This is a genomic window from Pseudarthrobacter phenanthrenivorans (genome assembly GCF_036455295.1).
Taxonomy (GTDB): Bacteria; Actinomycetota; Actinomycetes; order Actinomycetales; family Micrococcaceae; genus Arthrobacter; species Arthrobacter phenanthrenivorans_C.
Window position 1 is genome coordinate 81354 of the sequence record NZ_JAYXNX010000014.1, and the last position, 22206, is coordinate 103559.

The 22206-nt window shown below is 66.9% G+C and carries 17 protein-coding genes; 12 read left to right on the forward strand and 5 right to left on the reverse strand.

Going from position 1 to position 22206, the window contains the following annotated elements; genetic code table 11:
* Positions 1–66 precede the first annotated feature (66 nt).
* Entirely contained in the window at positions 67–333 is a 267-nt protein-coding gene (locus VXJ37_RS16765; RefSeq protein WP_331324172.1) for a hypothetical protein, read from the reverse strand.
* A 130-nt stretch (positions 334–463) separates the two neighbouring features.
* On the opposite strand from VXJ37_RS16765, the gene VXJ37_RS16770 reads away from it, so the two are divergent.
* Positions 464–1084: a TetR/AcrR family transcriptional regulator gene (locus VXJ37_RS16770; RefSeq protein WP_331324173.1), complete on the forward strand. Its 621-nt coding sequence runs from the start codon at positions 464–466 to the stop codon at positions 1082–1084.
* A 200-nt stretch (positions 1085–1284) separates the two neighbouring features.
* On the opposite strand, the gene VXJ37_RS16775 is transcribed toward VXJ37_RS16770, so the two are convergent.
* Complete coding sequence (locus VXJ37_RS16775) at positions 1285–2904, reverse strand: HNH endonuclease signature motif containing protein (RefSeq protein ID WP_331324174.1); 1620 nt, start codon at positions 2902–2904, stop codon at positions 1285–1287.
* Positions 2905–3475: 571 nt separating this feature from the next.
* On the opposite strand from VXJ37_RS16775, the gene VXJ37_RS16780 reads away from it, so the two are divergent.
* A complete protein-coding gene (locus tag VXJ37_RS16780) occupies positions 3476–4042 on the forward strand; it encodes a type 1 glutamine amidotransferase domain-containing protein (RefSeq protein ID WP_331324175.1) in 567 nt (188 codons plus the stop codon).
* 129 nt (positions 4043–4171) lie between these two features.
* Positions 4172–5647, forward strand: a complete 1476-nt coding sequence (locus VXJ37_RS16785) for a DHA2 family efflux MFS transporter permease subunit (protein ID WP_331324176.1) — start codon at positions 4172–4174, stop codon at positions 5645–5647.
* On the opposite strand, the gene VXJ37_RS16790 is transcribed toward VXJ37_RS16785, so the two are convergent.
* On the reverse strand, positions 5644–6480 hold the full coding sequence (locus VXJ37_RS16790; protein ID WP_331324177.1) for an alpha/beta fold hydrolase: 837 nt from the start codon (positions 6478–6480) through the stop codon (positions 5644–5646). The two genes, VXJ37_RS16785 and VXJ37_RS16790, sit on opposite strands and share 4 nt — an antisense overlap.
* Before the next feature lie 65 nt (positions 6481–6545).
* A complete protein-coding gene (locus VXJ37_RS16795) occupies positions 6546–7217 on the reverse strand; it encodes a TetR/AcrR family transcriptional regulator (RefSeq protein WP_331324178.1) in 672 nt (223 codons plus the stop codon).
* A 241-nt stretch (positions 7218–7458) separates the two neighbouring features.
* Between VXJ37_RS16795 and VXJ37_RS16800 the strand changes: the two genes are divergently transcribed.
* From VXJ37_RS16800 to atzF, 5 genes are read left to right on the forward strand one after another with little or no spacing between them, the layout of a single operon-like run.
* Positions 7459–8964 (forward strand): amino acid permease, encoded by a 1506-nt coding sequence (locus VXJ37_RS16800; RefSeq protein WP_331324179.1) that lies wholly within the window; start codon positions 7459–7461, stop codon positions 8962–8964.
* Positions 8965–9014: 50 nt separating this feature from the next.
* Positions 9015–9890, forward strand: coding sequence for an urea amidolyase associated protein UAAP1 (locus VXJ37_RS16805; protein WP_331324180.1), 876 nt, complete (start codon positions 9015–9017; stop codon positions 9888–9890).
* The gene (locus VXJ37_RS16810; RefSeq protein ID WP_331324181.1) at positions 9887–10558 is read left to right on the forward strand and encodes an urea amidolyase associated protein UAAP2; all 672 of its coding nucleotides are present in this window, start codon (positions 9887–9889) and stop codon (positions 10556–10558) included. Before VXJ37_RS16805 ends, VXJ37_RS16810 begins: the two co-directional genes overlap by 4 nt.
* A gap of 8 nt (positions 10559–10566) precedes the next feature.
* On the forward strand, positions 10567–14286 hold the full coding sequence (gene uca / locus VXJ37_RS16815) for an urea carboxylase (protein ID WP_331324192.1): 3720 nt from the start codon (positions 10567–10569) through the stop codon (positions 14284–14286).
* Positions 14283–16145 carry an allophanate hydrolase gene (gene atzF / locus VXJ37_RS16820; RefSeq protein ID WP_331324182.1) on the forward strand — a complete coding sequence of 621 codons (1863 nt, stop codon included), beginning with the start codon at positions 14283–14285 and terminating at the stop codon, positions 16143–16145. Before uca ends, atzF begins: the two co-directional genes overlap by 4 nt.
* Here atzF and VXJ37_RS16825 read toward each other — a convergent pair.
* Positions 16123–17037: an alpha/beta fold hydrolase gene (locus VXJ37_RS16825; RefSeq protein ID WP_331324183.1), complete on the reverse strand. Its 915-nt coding sequence runs from the start codon at positions 17035–17037 to the stop codon at positions 16123–16125. The two genes, atzF and VXJ37_RS16825, sit on opposite strands and share 23 nt — an antisense overlap.
* A gap of 69 nt (positions 17038–17106) precedes the next feature.
* Here VXJ37_RS16825 and lysS point away from each other — a divergent pair, with 69 nt between their 5' ends.
* The 4 genes from lysS to VXJ37_RS16845 all read left to right on the forward strand — a co-directional run bounded on the left by lysS (position 17107) and on the right by VXJ37_RS16845 (position 22129).
* On the forward strand, positions 17107–18645 hold the full coding sequence (lysS, locus tag VXJ37_RS16830) for a lysine--tRNA ligase (RefSeq protein ID WP_331324184.1): 1539 nt from the start codon (positions 17107–17109) through the stop codon (positions 18643–18645).
* 2 nt (positions 18646–18647) lie between these two features.
* The gene (locus tag VXJ37_RS16835) at positions 18648–18824 is read left to right on the forward strand and encodes a hypothetical protein (RefSeq protein ID WP_307309557.1); all 177 of its coding nucleotides are present in this window, start codon (positions 18648–18650) and stop codon (positions 18822–18824) included.
* Between the two features lie 137 nt (positions 18825–18961).
* Positions 18962–19294: a histone-like nucleoid-structuring protein Lsr2 gene (locus VXJ37_RS16840; RefSeq protein ID WP_331324186.1), complete on the forward strand. Its 333-nt coding sequence runs from the start codon at positions 18962–18964 to the stop codon at positions 19292–19294.
* A gap of 342 nt (positions 19295–19636) precedes the next feature.
* A complete protein-coding gene (locus VXJ37_RS16845) occupies positions 19637–22129 on the forward strand; it encodes an ATP-dependent Clp protease ATP-binding subunit (protein WP_331324187.1) in 2493 nt (830 codons plus the stop codon).
* Positions 22130–22206 lie beyond the last annotated feature (77 nt).

Consider the following 22206-nt stretch of genomic DNA (forward strand, 5'->3'; position numbering starts at 1 on the left):
CGTGGCCGCGGCCGCTTCCTGCAGCTTCCAAGCGTGCGCCGTGAATGTGCGCTTTGAAGGAGCGCGCTAGAGGTGAAGGCCGTCCTCGCTGGCCATCAGCTGCTCCAGCAGCGCCCTTTCCGGGCGACCGGGATTTTGGGCCACGTAGCGTCGCAGGCGGGCCTTGGCCAGTTCATCTGCAGGGTCTGTGCTGGAGAGCAGCTCGTCGATGATCTCCTGGGCCTGCCAGCGGAGGGATTCGATGGCGAACTGCCGGACTTCGGCAGGAGTGTCACTGGACATCCAGGGGTCCGGGTCCGACGGAACGCTTTGGAACATCGGCTCTGCTGCCATCGGGGCCTCCTTGCACCGTTCCGAGGGGGCCGATCGTCTGGCCTCCGCGGCTGTTGAGGGCACTGCGCGTAGGAAGAACTTTACAGCCGGAAAGACCGGTCTGTCTTCCCTGGAGTACGCTATTAACACGATGAATCCTGAGGCAATCAGTCAACCGCCTTCCGCGCACACTGTCGGCGAGGCGACGCTTGGCAGTGCCGGTCTCCGGGAGCGCATCCTGTCGGTTGCGTACGACTTGTTCTCGCGGCGGGGCATCCGGGATGTTGGCGTCAATGAACTCATCGAACGATCCGGAGTGGCCAAGGCGACCTTCTACCGGCACTTCCCGTCCAAGGACTCCCTGGTGCTTGCGTTCCTCGAACGGCGGGACAAACTGTGGACCGTTGATGCCATCGTTTCGGAAGCACAGCGGAGGGCAACCACTCCAGCGGAGCAGTTGCTGGCCATCTTCGATGTCTTCAGTGACTGGTTCCTGCGCGACGACTTCGAAGCCTGCTCTTTCGTCAACGTCCTGCTGGAGATGGGCCCAACCCACCCCCTGGGCCAGGCAAGCATCGACTACCTGGCCAAGATCCGTGGCCACGTGCAGGCTTTGGCGGAGGCAGCCGGACTCCAACAGCCCGAGGAGTTCGCCCGGTCGATGCAGATTCTGATGAAGGGCTCCATTATCTCTGCCACCGAGGGCGACCTGGATGCTGCCAAACGTGCCCAGCGAATGGCCGGCTGGCTAATCGAGCACCACAGGGCTTAGCAGCCCCTTGAAGGTCCGGGCGGAGCCGCGGTCACCCCGCAGGCGCCCCCGACCCGCAGGCGCCCCCGACCTGCAGGCGCCCCCCACCTGCAGGCGCGGTCAACCCGCAGGCGCCCCCGACCTGGTCAGTTGCAGACAAACCAGGCCTTTCAGCTTTCAACTGATCGACGCAGTCACGCGCGGGCGCCGAGCGCCACGGCCTAGCACTCTGCTCCGATCCAGCCGGGGGTGAGGGCAAGCGAACCTGCGAGGAATTCGTCCCAGAGTGGGTCGTCGGGTGGGATGTCGTCGAGGTCGAGGTATCTGTCGTCGTCTGGTTCCCATGGCGGGAGGTCTGCCAGGCCTGCTTCGGGACAGTGGATATTGAGGCAGGGCACGTCGTTGCAGGTGGCATCCGGACGTTCGGCATCGAGGCCCTGGGCCTGCGGAGACAGCAGTCCAGCGGGAAGGAGCCATTGCGGCCAGTGTGGTGGTTGGGGGTCTGGGTGTTCGGGTTGGTAGTGGCGTCCGGTGGGTGAGGTCCAGCCGGGTGGCTCTTTCGTGGTGGCTGGATCCGGTGTCCATTGGCTGTGGTGTTTGAGCCGGTGGTGCTTCGGGCAGAGTTGGGCGAGGTTGCTGACGTTCGTGGTGCCGCCATGGTCCCAGGCCTGCAGGTGGTCGGTGTCGTTGTCGGGGGTGTGGTTGGTGCAGCCGGGGAAGGTGCATTTGGTATCGCGCATCCTGATCCAGCGTTTGATGGTTTCGGGGAGCCGGTAGTTTGTCCGGCCGATTTCCAGTGGTGCCCCGTCGCGGGGGTCGATCAGGACCCGGTAGAACGCCTCCGCCCCGTCCGCGACGAGTTTCCGGGCCATGGCGGCCGGGATCGGTCCGAAGCCGTCCAGGGTGGCGGGTTCGTCGGTGAGGCCGAGGAGGGAGAACACGGGCACGGTGACCAGGACATCGGCCCGCGGGGCGGGGACTTTCCCGAACTCGGTGGCAGTTCCGGTTCCGAGGAGCAGGGATGCTGCGATGTCGGGGCGGAGTTGGGTGAGGGTGCGGGTTTCGTTTGGGTCTTGGAGGCCCCGGGCGGTGGCGGTGGTGCGGTTCCAGATGGCGCAGGCGGTGTCGCCGGGGAGGTAGAGGGAGAGCCAGGCCATGCCGTCCCGGTCGGGGGTGTATTCCATGCGCCGGTCCGCGGCGTCTTTGGCGTGGCGTTTCCCGATGGAGTCGGGGTGGTGGCGTTCCCGCCAGGCACGGACTTTGGCCCTGAACCGTGAGGGGACAAGTTCACCGGGGGCTGCGCCCCGGGCGGGGTTGGGCGTGTCGGGGTCGAAGAAATGCGCCACCAACTCCAAAGCGCCTTCGGGGGTGAGTCCTTCGGTCTCGTCCGCCACGACGCGGGCGTGCTGCCAGGACACGGCCCCGGCGGACAGCGCCTGGAACACCGGTGGCAGGGAACAGATCCGTCGTGACTGCTCCACCAACGCCCCCGCAGCGGCAGAGCTAACGGTCAGGACCCCGGCGATCTCCTCCACGACGGACATCTCCGCGTAGGTGCGTTCCTGCACGGAGGCATCCGGCGCGGTCATGGCCTGCTGCAACCCCATGCACTCCGCCGCATCCCGCGCTTTCACGGCCGCGAGCTGCGCCTCCAGCCGGGCAACAACCTCCAACCGTCCCAGACACAGCTCATACTCCCGCTGCAGCACATCAATATCCCCAGCCGCAGCACTCAGCGCAGGATGTTCGAGGTTCCGGTCCTCAAGAACCAGCGCATCAAGGGCAGCAACAGAGGCACGAACACCCTCCAACACCACCCCAAACCCGCCGCTGATTCCCATACCCACATCATCCAACCACCCACTGACATTCAAGCTGGGGTCACTTGACCGGGCTGCAGGCCACTTGCCGCTACGCCCCCACACGCACGGCGCAGCGCACGGCGCCGCAGCCCAAGAAGCCACCCGCCGCCGTCGTACGTCTATCCGCCGCGCCCGTTACTTACCGCAGCCCAAGCACCCGTCGCGACGAGTAATTTGCGCCGCGGAGATGCATAGCGCGCAGCNTTGCCGCTACGCCCCCACACGCACGGCGCAGCGCACGGCGCCGCAGCCCAAGAAGCCACCCGCCGCCGTCGTACGTCTATCCGCCGCGCCCGTTACTTACCGCAGCCCAAGCACCCGTCGCGACGAGTAATTTGCGCCGCGGAGATGCATAGCGCGCAGCAGCAGGAATATGTGCGTCGAACGCGGCACATTTGCCGGGGACGCTCGCAGTGGCAGCACCATCGGAAAGATAGTCAGCTTGCTTATTACTTTTTACTTTCCTAGGCTGGAAAGCGTCAGGCAATCAACTCTCGGGCGGTGTGCCGTGCGCCTAAAGGCCGCGCGCCGCCTCAGGCGAGGAGGAACAATGTCAGAGCACAGCATCGCAGGCAAGAAGGTCGCATTCCTGCTCACTGATGGAGTGGAGCAGGTAGAGCTCACCAGCCCCTGGCAGGCCGTGAAGGACGCCGGCGGCGAGCCCACCCTGGTTGCGCCGAAGAGCGGTAAGCTGCAGGGCTACAACGGCACGGAGAAGGGCGATACCTTCGACGTCGACATGACAGTCGCCGACGCCAACGCCTCCGACTTTGACGCGCTGGTCCTTCCGGGCGGCGTCGTCAACGCAGACCACCTGCGCGTCGACAAGGACGCCCAGAACTTCACCCGCAGCTTCTTTGAGCAGCACAAGCCGGTGGCGTCGATCTGCCACGGTCCGTGGCTGCTGATCGAGGCCGGCGTGATCAAGGGCCGCAACGTCACGTCTTACTTCACCCTGGAAACCGACCTGAAGAACGCCGGCGCCAACTGGACCGACCAGGAAGTGGTGGTGGACCAGGGTCTGGTCACCAGCCGTAACCCGGACGATCTCCCCGCGTTCAACAACAAGCTGGTGGAAGAAATCTCCGAAGGACAGCACGCGGGCCAGACGGCCTAACGCAAATCCCTAATGTTCCCTCAGGGGTAAATGAACCCATGCGGAGGAATTACTCCAGCGGGTAGAGTGTTGGAATCTGCAGCGGCGCCGGCCGCGCACCACTCTTAAAACACCCCTGAGGGAACACCCATGTCTACCGAGACCTCTCCCAACGCCAGCGGCCAGTCCGTCAAAAACCAAGGATCGCGGCCTGCTGCCCCGGAGAAGATGTCCCGGGAGTCTGTGACCATCATCAGCACGCTGCTGGTGGCGACGTTCGTGGTGATCCTCAACGAGACCATCATGAACGTGGCCCTGCAGCGGCTCATGGTGGACCTCCGCGTTGATGCGCCCACCGTCCAGTGGCTGTCCACGGGGTTCATGCTCACCATGGCCGTGGTCATCCCCACCACCGGATTCATCCTCCAGCGCCTCTCCACGCGGGCTGTCTTCATGCTGGCGATGGGCCTGTTCGCCGGCGGAACAGCGCTTGCGGCCATGTCGCCCGGCTTCGAACTCCTGCTGCTGGCCCGCATCGTCCAGGCCGGGGGCACCGCCATCATGCTGCCGCTGCTGATGACCACCATCCTCACCCTGGTTCCGCTGGCCAAGCGCGGCGCGGTGATGGGGAACGTCAGCATCGCCATCTCAGTAGCCCCCGCCATGGGGCCCACCGTTTCGGGCCTGATCCTGGAGCACTTCACGTGGCGGTTCATGTTCATCTTCGTCCTGCCCGTGGCCCTTGCCGCGCTGGCCATTGGGGCGAAATACCTCACCAACGTGGGCGAGGCTGAAAAGGGAAAGCTGGATGTCCTGTCGGTAATCCTCACCGTCCCGGCCTTTGGCGGCCTGGTCTACGGCCTCAGCCAGATCGGTGGCGGCCACGGCGGCCAGGCGGGCCCAGGCGCAGGTGCCATCGCGGCCCTGGTCGTCGGCGTCGCTGCGCTGGCGGTATTCGTCCTGCGCCAGGTCCGGTTGCAGAAGGCCGCCGCGCCGTTGCTGGACCTGCGGGCTTTCAACTTCCGGATGTTCACCGTCTCGGTCCTGCTGATGGTGGTGGCCATGATGGCCCTGTTCGGCGGCGTGATCCTGCTGCCGCTCTACCTGCAGCAGGTGCGCGGCCTCGGTTCGCTCGAAACCGGACTGGCGCTGCTTCCCGGCGGCCTTGCCATGGGCCTGCTTGGCCCGGTCATTGGCCGCGCGTTCGACAAGGTGGGCCCGCTGCCGCTGACCGTCACGGGGTCCCTGCTGATGGTGGCCACACTTTGGCAGTTTTCAATGCTCGACGCCGGCACGGCAGTCTGGTGGATCATCACCCTCCACGTGGGGTTGAGTTTCGGCCTCGCGCTGCTGTTCACCCCCGCCTTCACCACTGGACTCAACCCGCTGCCCCCGCACCTCTACTCCCATGGTTCGGCGATCATGAGCACCACGCAGCAGGTGGCCGGCGCAGCGGGCACCGCACTGCTGGTGTCAATCTTCGCGGTGGTGGGTGCCGCGTCCGGCCTGGTCGCCGGAATGAGCGCCGCCTTCATGACAGCGACCGTCATAGCCCTGGCCGCCGTCGTGCTGTCCGCGATGATGCGCAAGACCGAAGGTGCCGGCGGGCACGGGCCGGGGCACTAGCCGGCGAAGAAGTCGCTCAGTTCCTTGATCAGTTTGTCCGGGGCCTTGATGGCGCCGTCGTGGCCGAAGCCCGGCAGGATGGTGTAGCTGGAACCGGAGAGGACATCGTGGATCTGGCCGCAGGCGATGCCGAAGTACGCCGGGCTCTTTTCGCCCACCACAATCAGCGTCTCCAGGGGCAGCGCCTGGAACGGTTCGGCCGGCATGTCCGCGGCAATGATGGCCTTGATCTCGCGGACGCCGGTGCGCATCAGTTCACGCTGCTGCTTGCCTTCCGTGGTGCCCGCGGTCAGCTTGTTGGCCAGGGTCAGCATGGAGAGCGGCATGCGCGACGAAAAGGAGCCGCCCGCCTCCAGGCCCCGCTGGATCACGGCCAGGGCGCGGTCGTCATCGCCGGCGGCAATCGCCTTCTCGTATTCCCCAATCCAGTTGGCGGTCACGCTGCCGTTTACTGACACCGCGGGGTCGTAGACGGCCAGCCGCTCCACCGGAAGGGTCCGCGCGGCGTGCAGGGCAACCGCGCCGCCGAAGCTGTGTCCGAAGACGTCCGTGCTGGACGTGTGCTTCATGACGGTATCGAGGTCCCGGATGTCCACGTCCAGTGTGTAGTCCTCAGGCTGCGGCGACGAGGAGCCGCGGCCGCGACGGTTGAATGTATGCACCGGCCGGCCCAGGGACGCAGTCAGTTTCTGGGCGAATTTGGTGTAGTCGGCGGCCGTCACCATGGAGGGCGGTACCACCACCACTCCTGACCCGGCCGTGGCAAGTTCCGCGCCGGTGGAGAAGAGCTCAATCGTGCCGCCGTCGGGGGTCCTGATGTTCTCTCGCGTCATGCTCCGAGCCTAGCTGAGCAAACTCGGTGGGGCATAAGGGACGCGGGTCCAGGGGGTGCCCGGGTTCAGGCCAGCCGGTCGATGAGGGCCCGGCTGGCGGCGCGGATCGCCGGGAGATCGTGGCCAAGCCCGCAAAGAATGAGCCCGGCGTCTGCAGCCTGCATGGCCGACTCCGGACCAACCGCCCCATCCGCCCGGAGGTAGATCAGGGATTCGACAAGGCGGAACGTGAAGTCGCCTCCGTCCGTACCCTCAGGGGTCGCTGGCAGGCTTTCGCCCAGCTCCCCGTACAGGCGCCGCAGCTCCTGCCGATCGGTGAGGAACCGGGCAAAGCGGGTGCTCCGCACCTCCGGCAGGTGGTACAGGACGCCGAGGTTCCAGCGGGCACTGCACAGCTGGGTGCCGTCGTAAAGCGCGACGGCGTGCAGCCGGCTCCCTGCCGGGCGTTCGGTTTCGGGGGGCCCGGCAGGCAGCGCGGCGACGGACCGTGCGAACTTCAGGCCGGCCGACACCGTCCCCTCCAGAAGATCCTCGAGGATGTCGTCCTTGGTTTTGAAGTGGTGGTAGAGGGACGACTGCCGGATTCCGACTGCGTCCGCAATGGACCGGGTGGAGGTGCTGGCGAAGCCCTGGTTGGTGAAGAGCTCGGCCGCGGCGTCGAGTATTTCGTCGCGGGCCGTGGCGCCTGGCCGCGACGGTTGCTGGTGGCGGGGGCGTCCCGGTCCGGCTGAAGTCACCGCCTCATTCTTGCACCACGGTGGCCCCCACTGCCCAGTGCCGATGCGGCATCAGTGCTGGTGAGGGGACGGAAATCTACCCGAAACAAGATGTCTATCCGCCTTTTACTGAGGGGAAACTGTTTGGGGACATCCCGCTGGAAAACTATCAATTGACCGGTAATCAGCAGCCTTCGGCCGAGCGCTGCGGTACCGGGAGGCTCTGCCCCCAAGATTCCCTTTCCAGCCCCGGAGATCCCCGATGACTTCAACCGTTCTTCCTAGCGTCCACCAGGACGATGCAGACCTGACGTCCCTTGGCTACCAGCCCACCCTCCACCGAAAGCTCGGCCGCTACGCTTCCTTTGCCGCCGGCTTTTCCTTCGTTTCCATCCTCACCACCATCTTCCAGCTCTTCGCCTTCGGCTACTCGTTCGCAGGTCCCGCGTTCTTCTGGACCTGGCCCGTTGTCCTGGTGGGCCAGCTGCTGGTGGCCCTGAACTTCGCCGAACTCGCCGCCCGCTACCCACTCTCCGGAGCTGTGTACCAGTGGGCCAGGCGCGTCGGGGGAGAAGGCGTGGGCTGGTTCGCCGGCTGGTTCATGGCCATCGCGCAGGTGGTGACCGCCGCCGCGGCGGCCATCGCCCTGCAAGTGGTCCTGCCCCAGCTCTGGGACGGGTTCCAGGTCATGGGTGGCGACCCGGCACTCAACACCGTGACCGGGGCTTCGAACGCAGTGGTCCTGGGCGCAGTCCTGCTGGTTGCCACCACCATCATCAACTCCCTGGGCGTGAAGCTCATGGCGCACGTGAACTCGGTTGGCGTCACCTGCGAAATCGTAGGGGTGGCAGCCGTGATCCTTGCCCTCATCAGTGCCGCCCAGCGCGGACCGGACGTGGTGGCTGACACCACCGTGCTGCAGGGATCCGATCTCGGCGCCGTGGGAGCCTTCCTGGTCTCCGGGCTCATGGCCGCCTACGTCATGGTGGGCTTCAACTCCGCGGGTGAGCTGTCCGAGGAAACCAAGGACCCCCGCCGCACCGCACCCCGGACCATCCTCTCCGCCCTGCTCATCTCCGGCATCGGCGGCGCCCTGATGATCATCACCGCCCTGATGGCCGCCCCCAGCCTGGACGACGGCCGCCTCGCCACCGAGGGCCTGCCCTACGTCCTCACCGCGGTCCTGGGCACCTTCTGGGGCAAGGTCCTGCTGGTGGACGTGGCCATCGCCATCTTCGTCTGCACCCTGGCGATCCAGACCGCCGGGTCCCGCCTGGTGTTCTCCATGGCCCGTGACGGCAAGCTCCCGGCCTCCCGCCTCCTCTCCTCCGTCCACCCCACCCGCGGCACCCCCATGTGGCCTTCGATCGTGATCGGCGGCCTGGCCGTCGCGGTGCTGGCCATCAACGTGGGCAATGCCGCCCTGTTCACCACCCTCTGCAGCGTCTGCATCGTGATGGTCTACATCGCCTACCTGCTGGTCACTGTCCCGCAGCTGGGCAACCGCCTCCGCGGCGACTGGGCCCGGGTGGGACAGACGATGCCCGCGGGCCTCTTCTCGCTGGGCCGCTGGGGCCTTCCAGTCAACATCCTGGCAGTCCTCTACGGCGGTGTCATGGTGGTCAACCTCGCGTGGCCCCGGCCGGAGGTATACGACCCCTCCGGCGAAAGCGGGCTCCTCCTGTGGTCCGCGCCGCTGATGGTCGCCGCCGTCCTGCTCCTGGGCTTGTGGGTCCGGCGCCGGAACCTCGCGGCCAGCAGGGCCTGAGCCAAGTTCCCGCTCCCAAAGAACTTCCTTCCACGACATCCAGGACTGACATGACCCAGACCATCGAAACACCAGCCACCGGCACGGCCACCACGGCCGGCGCCCGCGCACATGCCCGGGAACAGCACGGCAAGACAGCCGACACCATGCGCTTCGTCCCGGCCTCCTCCGCGCCGGGCCGCCTGCTGGCAGGAATGCCCGACGACGTGTCCCCCACATGGGCAGAGTCCCTCGCCTTTGGCCGCTACACCACCATGGCGCTGGCGCGCGGCACCCGGATCCGGCTCACCGACACCGAAGGCGATGCCTGCGTCCATACCCTCCTTTACCGGACGGGCGCCGTGCACGAGCGCCTCAACACCGCCGACACCGTAAAAGTCCCCTGGCAGGCCTACCCCGGCACCGGCCACCCGCTGCTGTCCGACGCAGGACGCCTCATGGCCACCATCGTCGCGGACACATCCGCCCGCCATGACGCCCTGACCGGTGCCACCACCCTCGCCGGCAACACCGCAAAATACGGGGCCGGGACCGTCCACAGCGCCTCACCCGCCGGCCGGGAACTTCTTACGCTTGGCGCCCTGAAGAACGGCCTGGGCACCCGGGACGTGGCACCGTCGCTGTCCCTCTTCAAGGGCATCGCCGTGGACCCCGCCGGAAGCATCACCTTCACCGGGAGCGCCGGGCCGGGTGCCGCCGTCGAACTCCTGCTCCAGATGGATGCAGTGCTGGTCCTGGCCAATACCGCCCACCCGCTGGACCCCCGCCCGGACTTCACCGGGAGCGCCGTGGACATCGTCGCCTGGCATGCGCCGCAGGACCTCGCCGGACTCAAGTCGGGCCGCCTCACCGGCCCGCTCAGCCCGGAACACCTGCAGGCCCTCCGCAACACCGATCACGACCTCACCGCTAGGAACGCCCGATGAACACCACCACTAATATCCGCCCCGACGCCGCGGCCACCGCGCTGGCTGCCGGCACCGTGATCCTGGACGAATTTGTCGAAGCCCGCGGACCGTGGTCCGCCGTGGTGGCCGCCGGGGACGTGCTGACCATCGTGGACCTGGAAGGCAACCAGGCCGTGGACTGCCTGCTCTACGCCGCGGCGGACACCACACTCCGCTACTCGGCCCCCGCAACCATTTCCGCCCAGCGGTCGATCGTCCTCACCACGGGCTCCGTCCTGCGGGCGGACACCGGAGCGCCGCTGATGACGGTGGTGGCTGACGAAGTGGGCGTCCACGACACCATCGGGGGTGCCTGCTCGCAGGAATCCAACACCCTCCGCTACGGCCAGCACACCCGCGAACAGCACGCCTGCGTGGAGAATTTCCTGATCGAGGGCTCCCGCTGGGGCCTGGGCAAGCGGGACCTGGTCTCCAACATCAACTGGTTCATGAACGTGCCGGTGGACCCGGACGGAGCCCTGGGCATCGTGGACGGCCTGTCCGCCCCTGGAAAGCGCGTCGCGTTGCGGGCCGAAGTAAACACTCTGGTGCTCGTCTCCAACTGCCCGCAGATCAACAACCCCTGTAACGGCTTCAACCCCACCCCCGTCCGCATGATCGTCACCCGGCCGGAGGCTGCGCTGTGAGCAACAACCTGAACACCTTCGACACCCTGCTGGTCGCCAACCGCGGCGAAATCGCCTGCCGGATCATCGCTTCCGCCAGGAAGCTGGGCCTGCGTACCGTGGCCGTCTTCTCCGAGGCTGACCGCGGCGCCAAGCACGTCCGGCTCGCCGACGAAGCCGTGCTCCTGGGCCCCGCCCCGGCCAAGGATTCCTACCTGCGGATCGAGACCATCCTGGACGCCGCCAAGGCAACCGGCGCAGGTGCCATCCACCCCGGCTACGGCTTCCTTTCCGAGGACGCCGCCTTCGCTGAAGCTGTGGAAGCGGCAGGTCTGGTCTTTGTTGGCCCCACGCCCGAGCAGTTGCGCATCTTCGGCACCAAGCACACTGCACGCGACGCCGCCCGGGCCGCCGGGGTGCCCATGATCGCCGGTTCCGGGCTGCTTGAGGACGTGGACGCCGCCATCGAAGCGGGCAGGACGATCGGGTTCCCGCTCATGCTCAAGGCCACCGGCGGTGGCGGCGGCATCGGCATGACGGTCTGCCGCTCCGAAGCCGAGCTCGCCGAGAGTTTCCCCCGGGTGGCCCGCCTGGCCGGCGCCAGCTTCGGCACCGCGGGCGTCTTCGCCGAACGCTACGTCGAGAACGCTCGTCACGTGGAAGTCCAGGTCTTTGGCGACGGCGAAGGCCGGGTAGTGAGCCTGGGCGACCGCGACTGCTCGCTGCAGCGGCGCCACCAGAAGGTCCTGGAGGAAGCCCCGGCGCCAGACCTGCCCGAAGACCTCCGGGCGGAACTGCACCGCACCTCCCGGGCTCTCTGCGCTTCCCTTAACTACCGCTCCGCCGGCACGGTCGAGTTCGTCTACGACTCCGCCCGCCAGGAAGCCTCCTTCCTGGAAGTCAACGCCCGGCTGCAGGTAGAACACCCGGTCACGGAGGCCGTCACCGGAGTGGACCTGGTGGAATGGATGCTCCGCCTGGCACAGGGCGGAAGCGCAGCTCAAACGGTGCTGGAGAACGTGCCGGACAGCCTGCCCGTGACCGGCTACGCCGTGGAAGCACGCCTTTACGCAGAGGACCCGGCCCGCGGCTTCCAGCCCAGCGCCGGAACTGTCACCAACGCTGCCTACCCCGGGTCGGGAGAAGCGCGCGTGGACGCCTGGGTGGAAACCGGCACGGAAGTCTCCACGAACTACGATCCCCTCCTGGGCAAAATCATCACCTCCGGGGCCAGCCGCACAGAGGCCTTTGACAGGCTGGCCGCAGCCCTGGCGAGCACGCGCATCGACGGCATCGAAACCAACTTAGGGCTGCTCCGTGCCGTAGGCGGCATGGGGGTGGTCCGCAGCGTGCAGCACTCCACCAGCACCCTGGACTCCGTGGGGGACCCGGAACCGCGCATCACAGTGAACCGCCCCGGCCTGCAGACCAGCGTGCAGGACTGGCCGGGCCGCACCGGTCTATGGCAGATCGGCGTCCCGCCCAGCGGTCCCATGGACGACCTGTCCTTCCGGCTCGGCAACACCGCTCTGGGCAACCCGGAGGGCGCCCCCGGCCTTGAGTTCACCATGACCGGCCCCAGCCTGACCTTCACGCACGCCACCACCGTCTGTGTCACCGGCGCCGACGTCACCGTAACGGTCGATGGCAGCGAGGTGCCCACCTGGACGCCCGTTACCGTGCCTGCAGGTGGAACGGTCGACGCCGGTACGGCCACCGGGAACGGCCTCCGCGGCTACATCCTGTTTCAAGGCGGGCTGGACATCCCGAAGTATCTGGGCAGTGCGTCCACGTTCACGCTGGGCCAGTTCGGCGGCCACGCCGGGCGCGTCCTGCGGGCCGGCGACGTCCTTCGCGCCGTCAAGGACCCCAGGGGTGAAGCCAAGGAAACGGCCGTACCCCTGGACAGCCGCCCCGCACTCACCTCCACCTGGGAACTGGCCGTCGCCGAAGGCCCGCACGGTGCCCCGGAGTTCTTCCAGCGCGAAGACATCGACGAACTGTACAGCGCGGAGTACGAGGTGCACTTCAACTCCGCCCGCACCGGCGTCCGCCTCATCGGCCCCAAGCCCCGCTGGGCACGGACCGATGGCGGTGAGGCAGGCCTGCACCCGTCCAACATCCACGACACCGCCTATTCGGTGGGTGCCCTGGACTTCACCGGCGACACCCCCATCCTGCTCGGCCCGGACGGCCCCAGCCTGGGCGGGTTCGTCTGCCCCGTAACCGTGGTGACGGCCGAGCGCTGGAAGCTGGGCCAGCTCCGGCCGGGGGACAAGGTCCGGTTCGTGCCCATCAAAGCCAGCCAGGCGCCGTCGGCCAGGGATTTGGGACCGGGGCGGCAACTGGTGCTGCCCGGCGACGCCGGATGGTCGGCGAATCCGACGACGGCGGCTTCTGCCGCCGGGGCGCGCCGGCTCGGCGGGGATGGCGACGACGGCGTACTGGGCCGGGTGCCGGAAGAAGCCGGGCGGCCCGCGGTCACCTACCGCCGATCCGGTGATGACAACCTGCTGGTCGAATACGGCGACATGGTGCTGGACCTTGGCCTGCGCGCCCGCGTCCACGCCCTGCACCAGCACATCGAGGCGCTCCGCGTGCCCGGCGTCGTGGACCTGACCCCAGGGATCCGGTCGCTGCAGATTAAGGTGGATCCCTCCGTCCTGTCCACCGCGCGGCTGCTGGACCTGGTCCAGGAAGTCGAAGCCGCACTGCCCGCAAGCTCCGAACTGGTGGTGCCCAGCCGCAGCGTCCGCCTGCCGCTGTCCTGGGACGATCCCGCCACCCGGGAGGCAATCGAACGGTACATGGCAGGCGTCCGGGACGACGCTCCCTGGTGCCCGTGGAACATCGAGTTCATCCGCCGGATCAATGGCCTGGACTCCGTCAATGACGTGTTTGACACCGTCTTCAACGCCGAATACCTGGTCCTGGGCCTGGGCGACGTGTACCTCGGCGCCCCGGTGGCCACCCCGCTGGACCCGCGCCACCGCCTGGTCACCACCAAGTACAACCCGGCCCGCACCTGGACACCGGAGAACGCCGTGGGCATCGGCGGCGCGTACATGTGCATTTACGGCATGGAAGGCCCCGGCGGCTACCAGTTCGTGGGCCGCACCACCCAGGTGTGGTCGCGCTACGCGGATTCGGCACCGTTCGAGCCGGGATCGCCGTGGCTGCTCCGCTTCTTTGACCGGATCTCCTGGTACCCCGTCAGCCCGGAGGAACTCCTGGACCTGCGTGCCGACATGGCAGCGGGACGGGGCCGCGGCGTGGAGATCGAGGAGGGCACCTTCTCCTTGGCTGAGCACGAGGCGTTCCTGGCCGAAAACCGTGAGTCGATCGAGCTGTTCCGCGAAAAGCAGGGCGCCGCCTTCGCCGTGGAACGGCAGGCATGGGCCGACGCCGGTGAGTTCGACCGTGCGGAGGCGCTCGCGGCCGTCGTGGCCCCCGCTGCAGACGACGTGGACATTCCCGACGGCGGCTCGCTGGTGTCCGCGCCCTTCGCCGCCAGCGTCTGGAAGGTGGACGTGGCGGCCGGCGACCGGGTGGCCAAGGGGCAGCCGCTGGTGTCGCTGGAGGCCATGAAGATGGAGACCGTCCTGGAAGCACCCTGCGACGGCGTGGTACTCCGCGTCCTGCCGACGGCGGGTTCGCAGGTGGTGGCCGGGGAGGCGGTGGTGGTCCTTGGCACCGTCACTGAGCCTGCAGGGCTGGAAGAGCTTGAACTGGAAGAGGCAGCAGTATGAGTGCGGACATCAGCGGCAACGCCACCCGGCGCGTGAAGGCAGCGCTCGCCGCCATCGACGCAGTGGACCGGCCCGAAATCTGGATCACCGTGCGCGGCGCGGACGATCTCCTGGCCGAGGCAGCCGCCATCGACGCTGCGGTTACCGGCGGCGCCGACCTCCCGCTGGCCGGACTCCTGCTCGCGGTCAAGAACAACGTGGACGTGGCAGGCATCCCCACCACTGCAGCCTGCCCCGGCTTTGCGTACATCCCGGACAAGGACGCCGAAGCCGTGGCCCGGCTGCGCGCCGCCGGGGCCCTGGTCCTGGGGGCCACCAACCTGGACCAGTTCGCCACGGGACTTGTCGGCACGCGGAGCCCCTATGGAGCTGTCCGCGACTCACGCCGCCCGGACCACATCTCGGGCGGGTCCAGTTCCGGATCCGCCGTGGCCGTGGCACTGGGACTGGTGGACATCGCCGTCGGTACCGACACGGCCGGCTCCGGGCGGGTCCCTGCCGGGCTGCAGGGCATAGTGGGCATCAAAGCCACCCTGAACGTGGTCTCCACGGCCGGGGTAGTTCCGGCCTGCCGCTCGTGGGACGCCGTCACCATCTTTGCCCGGCACCTGGCCACCGCCGAGCTGGCCATGGGCGTCATGGCAGGCAACTCCCGCGTCTGGCCCACGGACGTCCGGCTGGCTGCACCGTCACGGCCGCGCGTGGCGTATCCCGCCACCCTGCCGGCCCTTCCACCGGCATGGGCTGCCGAGTTTGGCCGGCAGGTCGACCGGCTCACGGCCTCCGGTGTGGAAGCAGCCCCTATCGAATTCGACGACTTCCTCCAGGCCGCACGGCTGCTGTACGACGGCGGCCTGGTTGCCGAACGCCACGCCGCCGTGGGCAGCTTCCTTGCGGAGTGCGACGCCGGCGCGGAAAGCCAGGCAGGGATCGATCCCACGGTGGGGCGCATCATCCGGGCCGCCGGCACGGTGCCGGCACACCGGTACGTGGCCGACACGGCCCGGCTGCAGGAGCTCAAATCCAAGGCCATGGGCCGCCTGGAGGGTTTCGACGCCTTGCTGGTCCCCACGGCACCGTTCCACCCAACGCTGGCGGAGGTGGCCGCAGACCCCGTGGGTGTGAACTCCTTGCTGGGCACCTATACCAACTTCTGCAACCTGTTCGACCTGTGCGCCGTGGCAGTCCCCGCCGGGGACGTGGGCGGCGCCCAGTTCGGCATCACAGTGGTGGGCCGGACCTTCGACGACGCCCTGGCCGCCGACATCGCGCGCCGCATCGAAGCGACCCCCGCCCCGCCTGCACTGTTCGCCGCCGCGGCAGTGCCGGGCTGCGCAGGACCGGAGGCAACCGCAGCGGCCGGCCAGCCGTCGTCGTCCGTTCCCTGGCCCGTGGCCGCGGGGGCTGCTGCCGTGCCTCTGGTGGTGGTGGGTGCGCACCGCAAGGGGCAGCCGCTGGCGCCGCAACTGGAGGAGCTCGGCGCATTCTGGGATGGCCCGGTCCGGACGGCTGCCCGCTACCGGATGGTGTCCCTGGCCACCGTGCCGCCCAAACCGGGCGTGTACCGGTCCGACGACGGCGCCGAGCTGGTGGGGGAACGGTGGCTGCTGTCCCCGGCCGCGCTGGGGATGTTCCTGGCGGCCCTCCCCGAACCCATGCTGCTGGGGTCCGTTGAGCTCGCTGATGGTTCCACCGCCGTCGGGTTCGCCTGCGACGCCGTTGCCGCCCGGCACGGCGAAGACATCACCGCATGGGGGGACTGGCTGGCCGACCGCACTGCGGCACCGAAGCCGCGGACCGGTTGGCGGGACCTCGGAGAGGTGGCACTCGCCGGGTTCAGCCGCGGGGAACGGGGATAGCGTCAGGGGTGTCCGGGTGGGGATTCCCGCCCGGACCTTCGTCCTTGAAGTACGCCGAGATATCCGCCACCAGTTCCTTGACGGCAGCCGGAATGGAACCGTGGACGCATTTGGGGGACAACTGGTAGGTGCTCCCCGGGACTGCTGCGTGGAGCCGTTCCGCCGTCACCTTGTAGTAGCTGGGGCTCTTTCCGCCGGCCATGAAGTGGGTGCCGGGAGGCAGCACGCTGAAGTCCCGGGCATGGTCCTTCTCGTCGTACGCGGCCCTCAGCTCGCCCACGCCGCTGGGCATGACCTCGCGGAACAACCTGTTGACCTTGGTGCGGGACAGTACCGCCATCAGGCCCGCCAGAACCGGTTCCGGGATCCTGGCCATGGCAGACCCCGCGCTGGTTGCCTTCTTCATGTGGGCCAGTGCATGGCCCACCCTGCCGTTGTTCACGGCATCCTCGAACCCGTCCAGCCACCTGGTGTCGATGCTGCCGTCAATGTTCACCGCCGCGTCATAGACCGCAAGCCTGTCCGGTACAAAGCCGCTCCCCGTGAACTCCTGCACCGCGTTCAGCGCCACGGATCCGCCCAGGCTGTGGCCCAGGATGTTCCGTGCACCGGTGGCGGCGAGGACGGTCCGGACATCCTCGATTTCCGTCGCCATGGAATAGTCCGCGGGCTGTTCGGTCGAATTGCCGCGGCCCCGGCGGTCATACACGTCAACCGCCCAGCCCTCACCCAGGCCCTTCGCCAGCTCGATCGAGAACGGACGGTAGATCAGGGCTGTGAGGAACGCGCCGCCGATCAGCAGCACCCGCTGTTCCCCGGGCGCATCCTCCGTGCCGTAGCTGTATAAAGCCAGCCTGGCGCCGTCGTGCGTTGGAAGTAGCCGTTCTTTCACCCGCCCAATCGTAGGGCCCCAGCCTGCGGGGCAGCTGGGAGTCCGGGTTTTGAAGTCCCGGTAAACTTGATGATTGTGACTTCCCAAAACACCCCCGCGCCCAAGAACGCCCCAGAGCCCGTAGACGCCAGCGAGCAGATGCGGATCCGCATGGAAAAGCGCGCCAAACTTCTTGAGCGCGGCGCGGAGGCGTACCCCGTGGGAGTGGAGCGGACGCATTCCCTCGCCGAGATCCGGGAGAAGTACGCCCACCTCGAGGCGGACGACACCACCGGGGACATCGTGGGTGTTACCGGCCGTGTGGTCTTTGTCCGCAACACCGGCAAGCTCTGCTTCGCCACCCTGCAGGAGGGCGGCACCGACGGCAAGGGAACGCGCCTGCAGGCCATGCTCAGCCTGGCCAACATCGGCGAGGAAGCGCTCGCCGACTGGAAGGCCCTGGTTGACCTGGGCGACCACGTCTTTATCAAGGGCGAGGTCATCTCATCCCGCCGCGGCGAACTGTCCATCATGGCCGAGTCCTGGTCCATGGCTTCCAAGGCCCTGCGCCCGCTGCCGGTGCTGCACGCGGACCTGAACGAGGAAACCCGCGTCCGCCAGCGCTATGTGGACCTGATGGTCCGCGACGAAGCCCGCGAGATGGTCTACACCCGTGCAGCCATCACCCGTTCCATCCGCGAAACGCTTTTCCGGCGCCGCTATGTGGAGGTGGAAACCCCCATCCTGCAGCTGGTCCACGGCGGCGCGCTGGCGCGTCCATTCGAGACCCACATGAACGCCTTCGACCAGAAGATGACACTCCGCATCGCCACCGAGCTGTACCTCAAGCGCGCCGTGGTGGGCGGGATCGACCGCGTCTACGACATGGGCCGCGTGTTCCGCAACGAAGGCGTCGACTCCACCCACAGCCCCGAATTCACCACCCTTGAGTGCTACGAGGCCTGGGCCGACCAGTTCGTCATGGCCGAGCGGATCAAGGAAATCATCCTCGACGCCGCGGACGCCGTGGGTGCCGGACGCGTCCTGCAGACCGAGGCGGGGGAGATCAACCTCGACGGCGAGTGGACCTGGCTGGCCGTCTACCCCGGACTGTCCGACGCCGTTGGGCAGGAGATCACGCCGGACACCTCCGCTGAGGTGCTTCGGGAGATCGCAGCCAAGCACGACGTCAAGGTGGATCCCAAGTGGGACGCCGAGAAGCTGGCGGTCGAGCTCTTCGGCGAGATCGTGGAGCCCACCCTGCTCAACCCCACCTTCGTCTACGACTACCCGCCCTCCGCCCAGCCGCTGGCCCGCCCGCACCGTGAGGACGGCCGCCTGATCGAGGCCTGGGACCTGATCATCGGGGGTATGGAGCGCGGCACCGCCTTCTCCGAGCTGATCGACCCCGTCATCCAGCGTGAGCGGCTCACCGAGCAGTCCCTGCACGCGGCCGCCGGTGATGTCGAGGCCATGCAGCTTGACGAGGACTTCCTGCGCGCTCTTGAGTACGGTGCCCCTCCCATGGGCGGCATCGGCCTGGGTATCGACCGGCTGGTGATGCTGTTCACCGGTGCCGGCATCCGGGAAACCATCCTTTTCCCCCTCCTGAAGCCCGAAGGGCACTGACCATGGAATACGTAGCAGTCATCCTTCCCTCCCTTGTGGTGGGCCTGCTGTTCTGGTTCGCCATGAAGGCGATCTTCAACGCGGACAAGGCCGAGCGGCAGGCGGAGGCCGCTGCCCAGGCCGAAGCAGATGCCCGTCCAGTGCCTCCCGCGGACCGGCCGGACCCCGAATCCAAATAACAAAACCCCCTGTTTCCGCGGTTTATCCCCAAGGAACCATTAGGCGCTTTGACGCGTTGCCAAGATAAGAGTCATACTTTTTTTGGGAAACATCCTGCTTTTCTGAAAACCGACTTTCCAGCAAGAGGAAGACCTAAATGGCACAGAAAGTAAACATCATCCTCGTTGATGATTTGGATGGGGGATCCGCGGACGAGAATGTTAAGTTTGGCCTCGACGGGGCCAACTACGAGATTGACTTGTCGGCAGCCAATGCCGCTGAACTTCGGTCTTCACTGGAGAGGTTCATCAACGCAGCACGCAAGGCGTCCGGCGGAGGTCGAGCGCAGCGGGCAAAGGCACCAGCCGGTGGCCGCAGCCACGATTCGGCGCAAATCCGGCAATGGGCGCGGGATAACGGTTACACCGTTAACAGCCGCGGCCGAATTCAAGCCGAAATCCAGGAAGCCTACCAAAAGGCAAATTCCTAGGACTGCCTTTGGCTCCACTGAAACCCCGCTTACCGCCGCAAGGCGGGGCGGGGTTTTCAATTTTGATATGGGATGCCGCATGTCACGCCGGCCGTTGTTCATAATGACGACATTAGGGCGTTTCCGGCTGCCCAAACCCCGCGGCCGCATTCGATGCGGTGGGCGGTTCAATAGCTGTCCTGCCCTGCTGACTGCTGCGCCTGCCGGCCCGGTGCGCCGCGCCGCAGCTTCCTGCAGCCGGTATTCCCGCAAGGCGCCCGGTTTCCCCTGTGGCGAACACGCTCCACAACTCAGGACCGGCCACGTAGCATCAAAGTACGTCGTAGCTAGGAGTGTGGCGAAATGTTTGAGCGATTTACGGACCGTGCCCGTCGCGTAGTTGTGCTTGCCCAAGAAGAGGCACGCATGCTGAACCACAATTACATCGGTACCGAACACATCCTCTTGGGTCTGATCCATGAGGGTGAGGGTGTTGCCGCCAAAGCTCTTGAGTCTTTGAGCATTTCGCTCGACGGCGTTCGCGAGCAGGTGCAGGAGATCATCGGGCAGGGCCAGCAGGCTCCCTCCGGTCACATCCCCTTCACCCCCCGTGCCAAGAAGGTACTGGAGCTCTCGCTGCGCGAAGCCCTCCAGCTGGGCCATAACTACATCGGCACGGAGCACATCCTGCTCGGCCTGATCCGCGAGGGTGAGGGCGTTGCTGCCCAGGTGCTGGTCAAGCTCGGCGCCGACCTCAACCGGGTCCGCCAGCAGGTCATCCAGCTCCTCTCCGGCTACCAGGGCAAGGAAACCACCGGCGCAGGCGTCGGCGGCGGACAGCCCGAGGGCGCACCCGCCGGCTCCGTGGTCCTGGACCAGTTCGGCCGCAACCTGACCCAGGCTGCGCGCGAAAACAAGCTGGACCCGGTCATCGGCCGCGAGCAGGAAATGGAACGCGTCATGCAGGTCCTTTCCCGCCGCACCAAGAACAACCCTGTCCTCATCGGTGAGCCCGGCGTCGGCAAGACTGCCGTCGTCGAAGGCCTTGCCCAGGCGATCGTGCGCGGCGACGTTCCGGAGACCATCCGGGACAAGCAGCTCTACACCCTGGACCTTGGTTCGCTGGTGGCAGGCTCCCGTTACCGCGGTGACTTCGAAGAGCGCCTGAAGAAGGTGCTCAAGGAGATCCGCACCCGCGGCGACATCATCCTGTTCATCGACGAGATCCACACCCTTGTGGGTGCCGGTGCCGCCGAAGGCGCCATCGACGCAGCCTCGATCCTGAAGCCCATGCTGGCCCGCGGCGAGCTGCAGACCATTGGTGCCACCACCCTGGACGAGTACCGCAAGCACATCGAAAAGGACGCCGCACTGGAGCGCCGTTTCCAGCCGATCCAGGTCAAGGAACCCTCCGTGGCGCACGCCATTGAGATCCTCAAGGGCCTGCGCGACCGGTACGAGGCACACCACCGCGTCACCATCACCGACGGCGCCCTGGCGTCCGCCGCCAGCCTCGCCGAGCGCTACATCTCGGACCGCTTCCTGCCGGACAAGGCGATCGACCTGATCGACGAAGCCGGCGCCCGGCTGCGCATCCGCCGCATGACCGCTCCGCCGGAGCTCAAGGCCATGGACGAGCGCATCTCCAAGCTGAAGATGGAGAAGGAATCCGCCATCGACGCCCAGGACTTCGAAGGTGCAGCTTCGCTCCGCGACAAGGAGCAGAAGATGATTTCCGAGCGCGCGGAGAAGGAACGCCAGTGGAAGTCCGGCGGCATGGATGACATCTCGGAAGTGGATGAGGACCTCATCGCCGAAGTTCTGGCCAACTCCACCGGCATCCCCGTCTTCAAGCTGACCGAGGAAGAATCCTCGCGCCTGCTCAAGATGGAAGAGGAACTGCACAAGCGCGTTGTGGGCCAGGACGAGGCCATCAAGGCACTCTCCCAGGCCATCCGCCGTACCCGTGCAGGGCTCAAGGACCCCAAGCGCCCCGGTGGCTCGTTCATCTTTGCCGGCCCCACCGGCGTCGGCAAGACCGAGCTGGCCAAGGCACTCGCGGAGTTCCTGTTCGGTGAAGAGGACGCCCTCATCACCCTGGACATGTCCGAATACTCCGAGAAGCACACCGTTTCGCGGCTCTTCGGTGCCCCTCCGGGCTACGTCGGCTACGAAGAGGGTGGCCAGCTGACAGAGAAGGTCCGCCGCCGTCCGTTCTCCGTGGTGCTGTTCGACGAAGTGGAAAAGGCCCACGCGGACCTCTTCAACTCGCTGCTGCAGATCCTGGAAGACGGCCGCCTGACCGACTCCCAGGGCCGCGTGGTGGACTTCAAGAACACCGTGATCATCATGACCACCAACCTGGGTACCCGGGACATCTCCAAGAGCGTTGCCACGGGCTTCCAGTCCGGCACCGACACGCAGACCGGCTACAACCGTATGCGTGCCCGTGTCACCGAGGAGCTCAAGCAGCACTTCCGCCCGGAGTTCCTGAACCGTGTTGACGACGTCGTGGTGTTCCCGCAGCTCACCCAGGACGAGATCATCGAGATCGTGGACCTGTTCGTGACCCGCCTGGAGAAGCGCCTCAAGGACAAGGACATGGGCATTGAGCTGACCAAGGCCGCCAAGGTCCTCCTGGCAACCCGCGGCTACGACCCCGCCATGGGTGCCCGGCCGCTGCGCCGCACCATCCAGCGCGAGATCGAGGACCAGCTCTCCGAGAAGATCCTGTTCGGCGAGATCCACACCGGCGACATCGTCGTGGTGGATGTCGAAGGCGAAGGCGACGACGCGAAGTTCACCTTCGCCGGCAACGCCAAGCCCCGCATCCCGGAAATCGCCCCCAGCGTCTAAGCGCCACACTCGAAAGCCCCGCCACTCCACACAATGAACTGCTCCCCGAAAGTTGGACTGAAAATTCAGTTTCGACT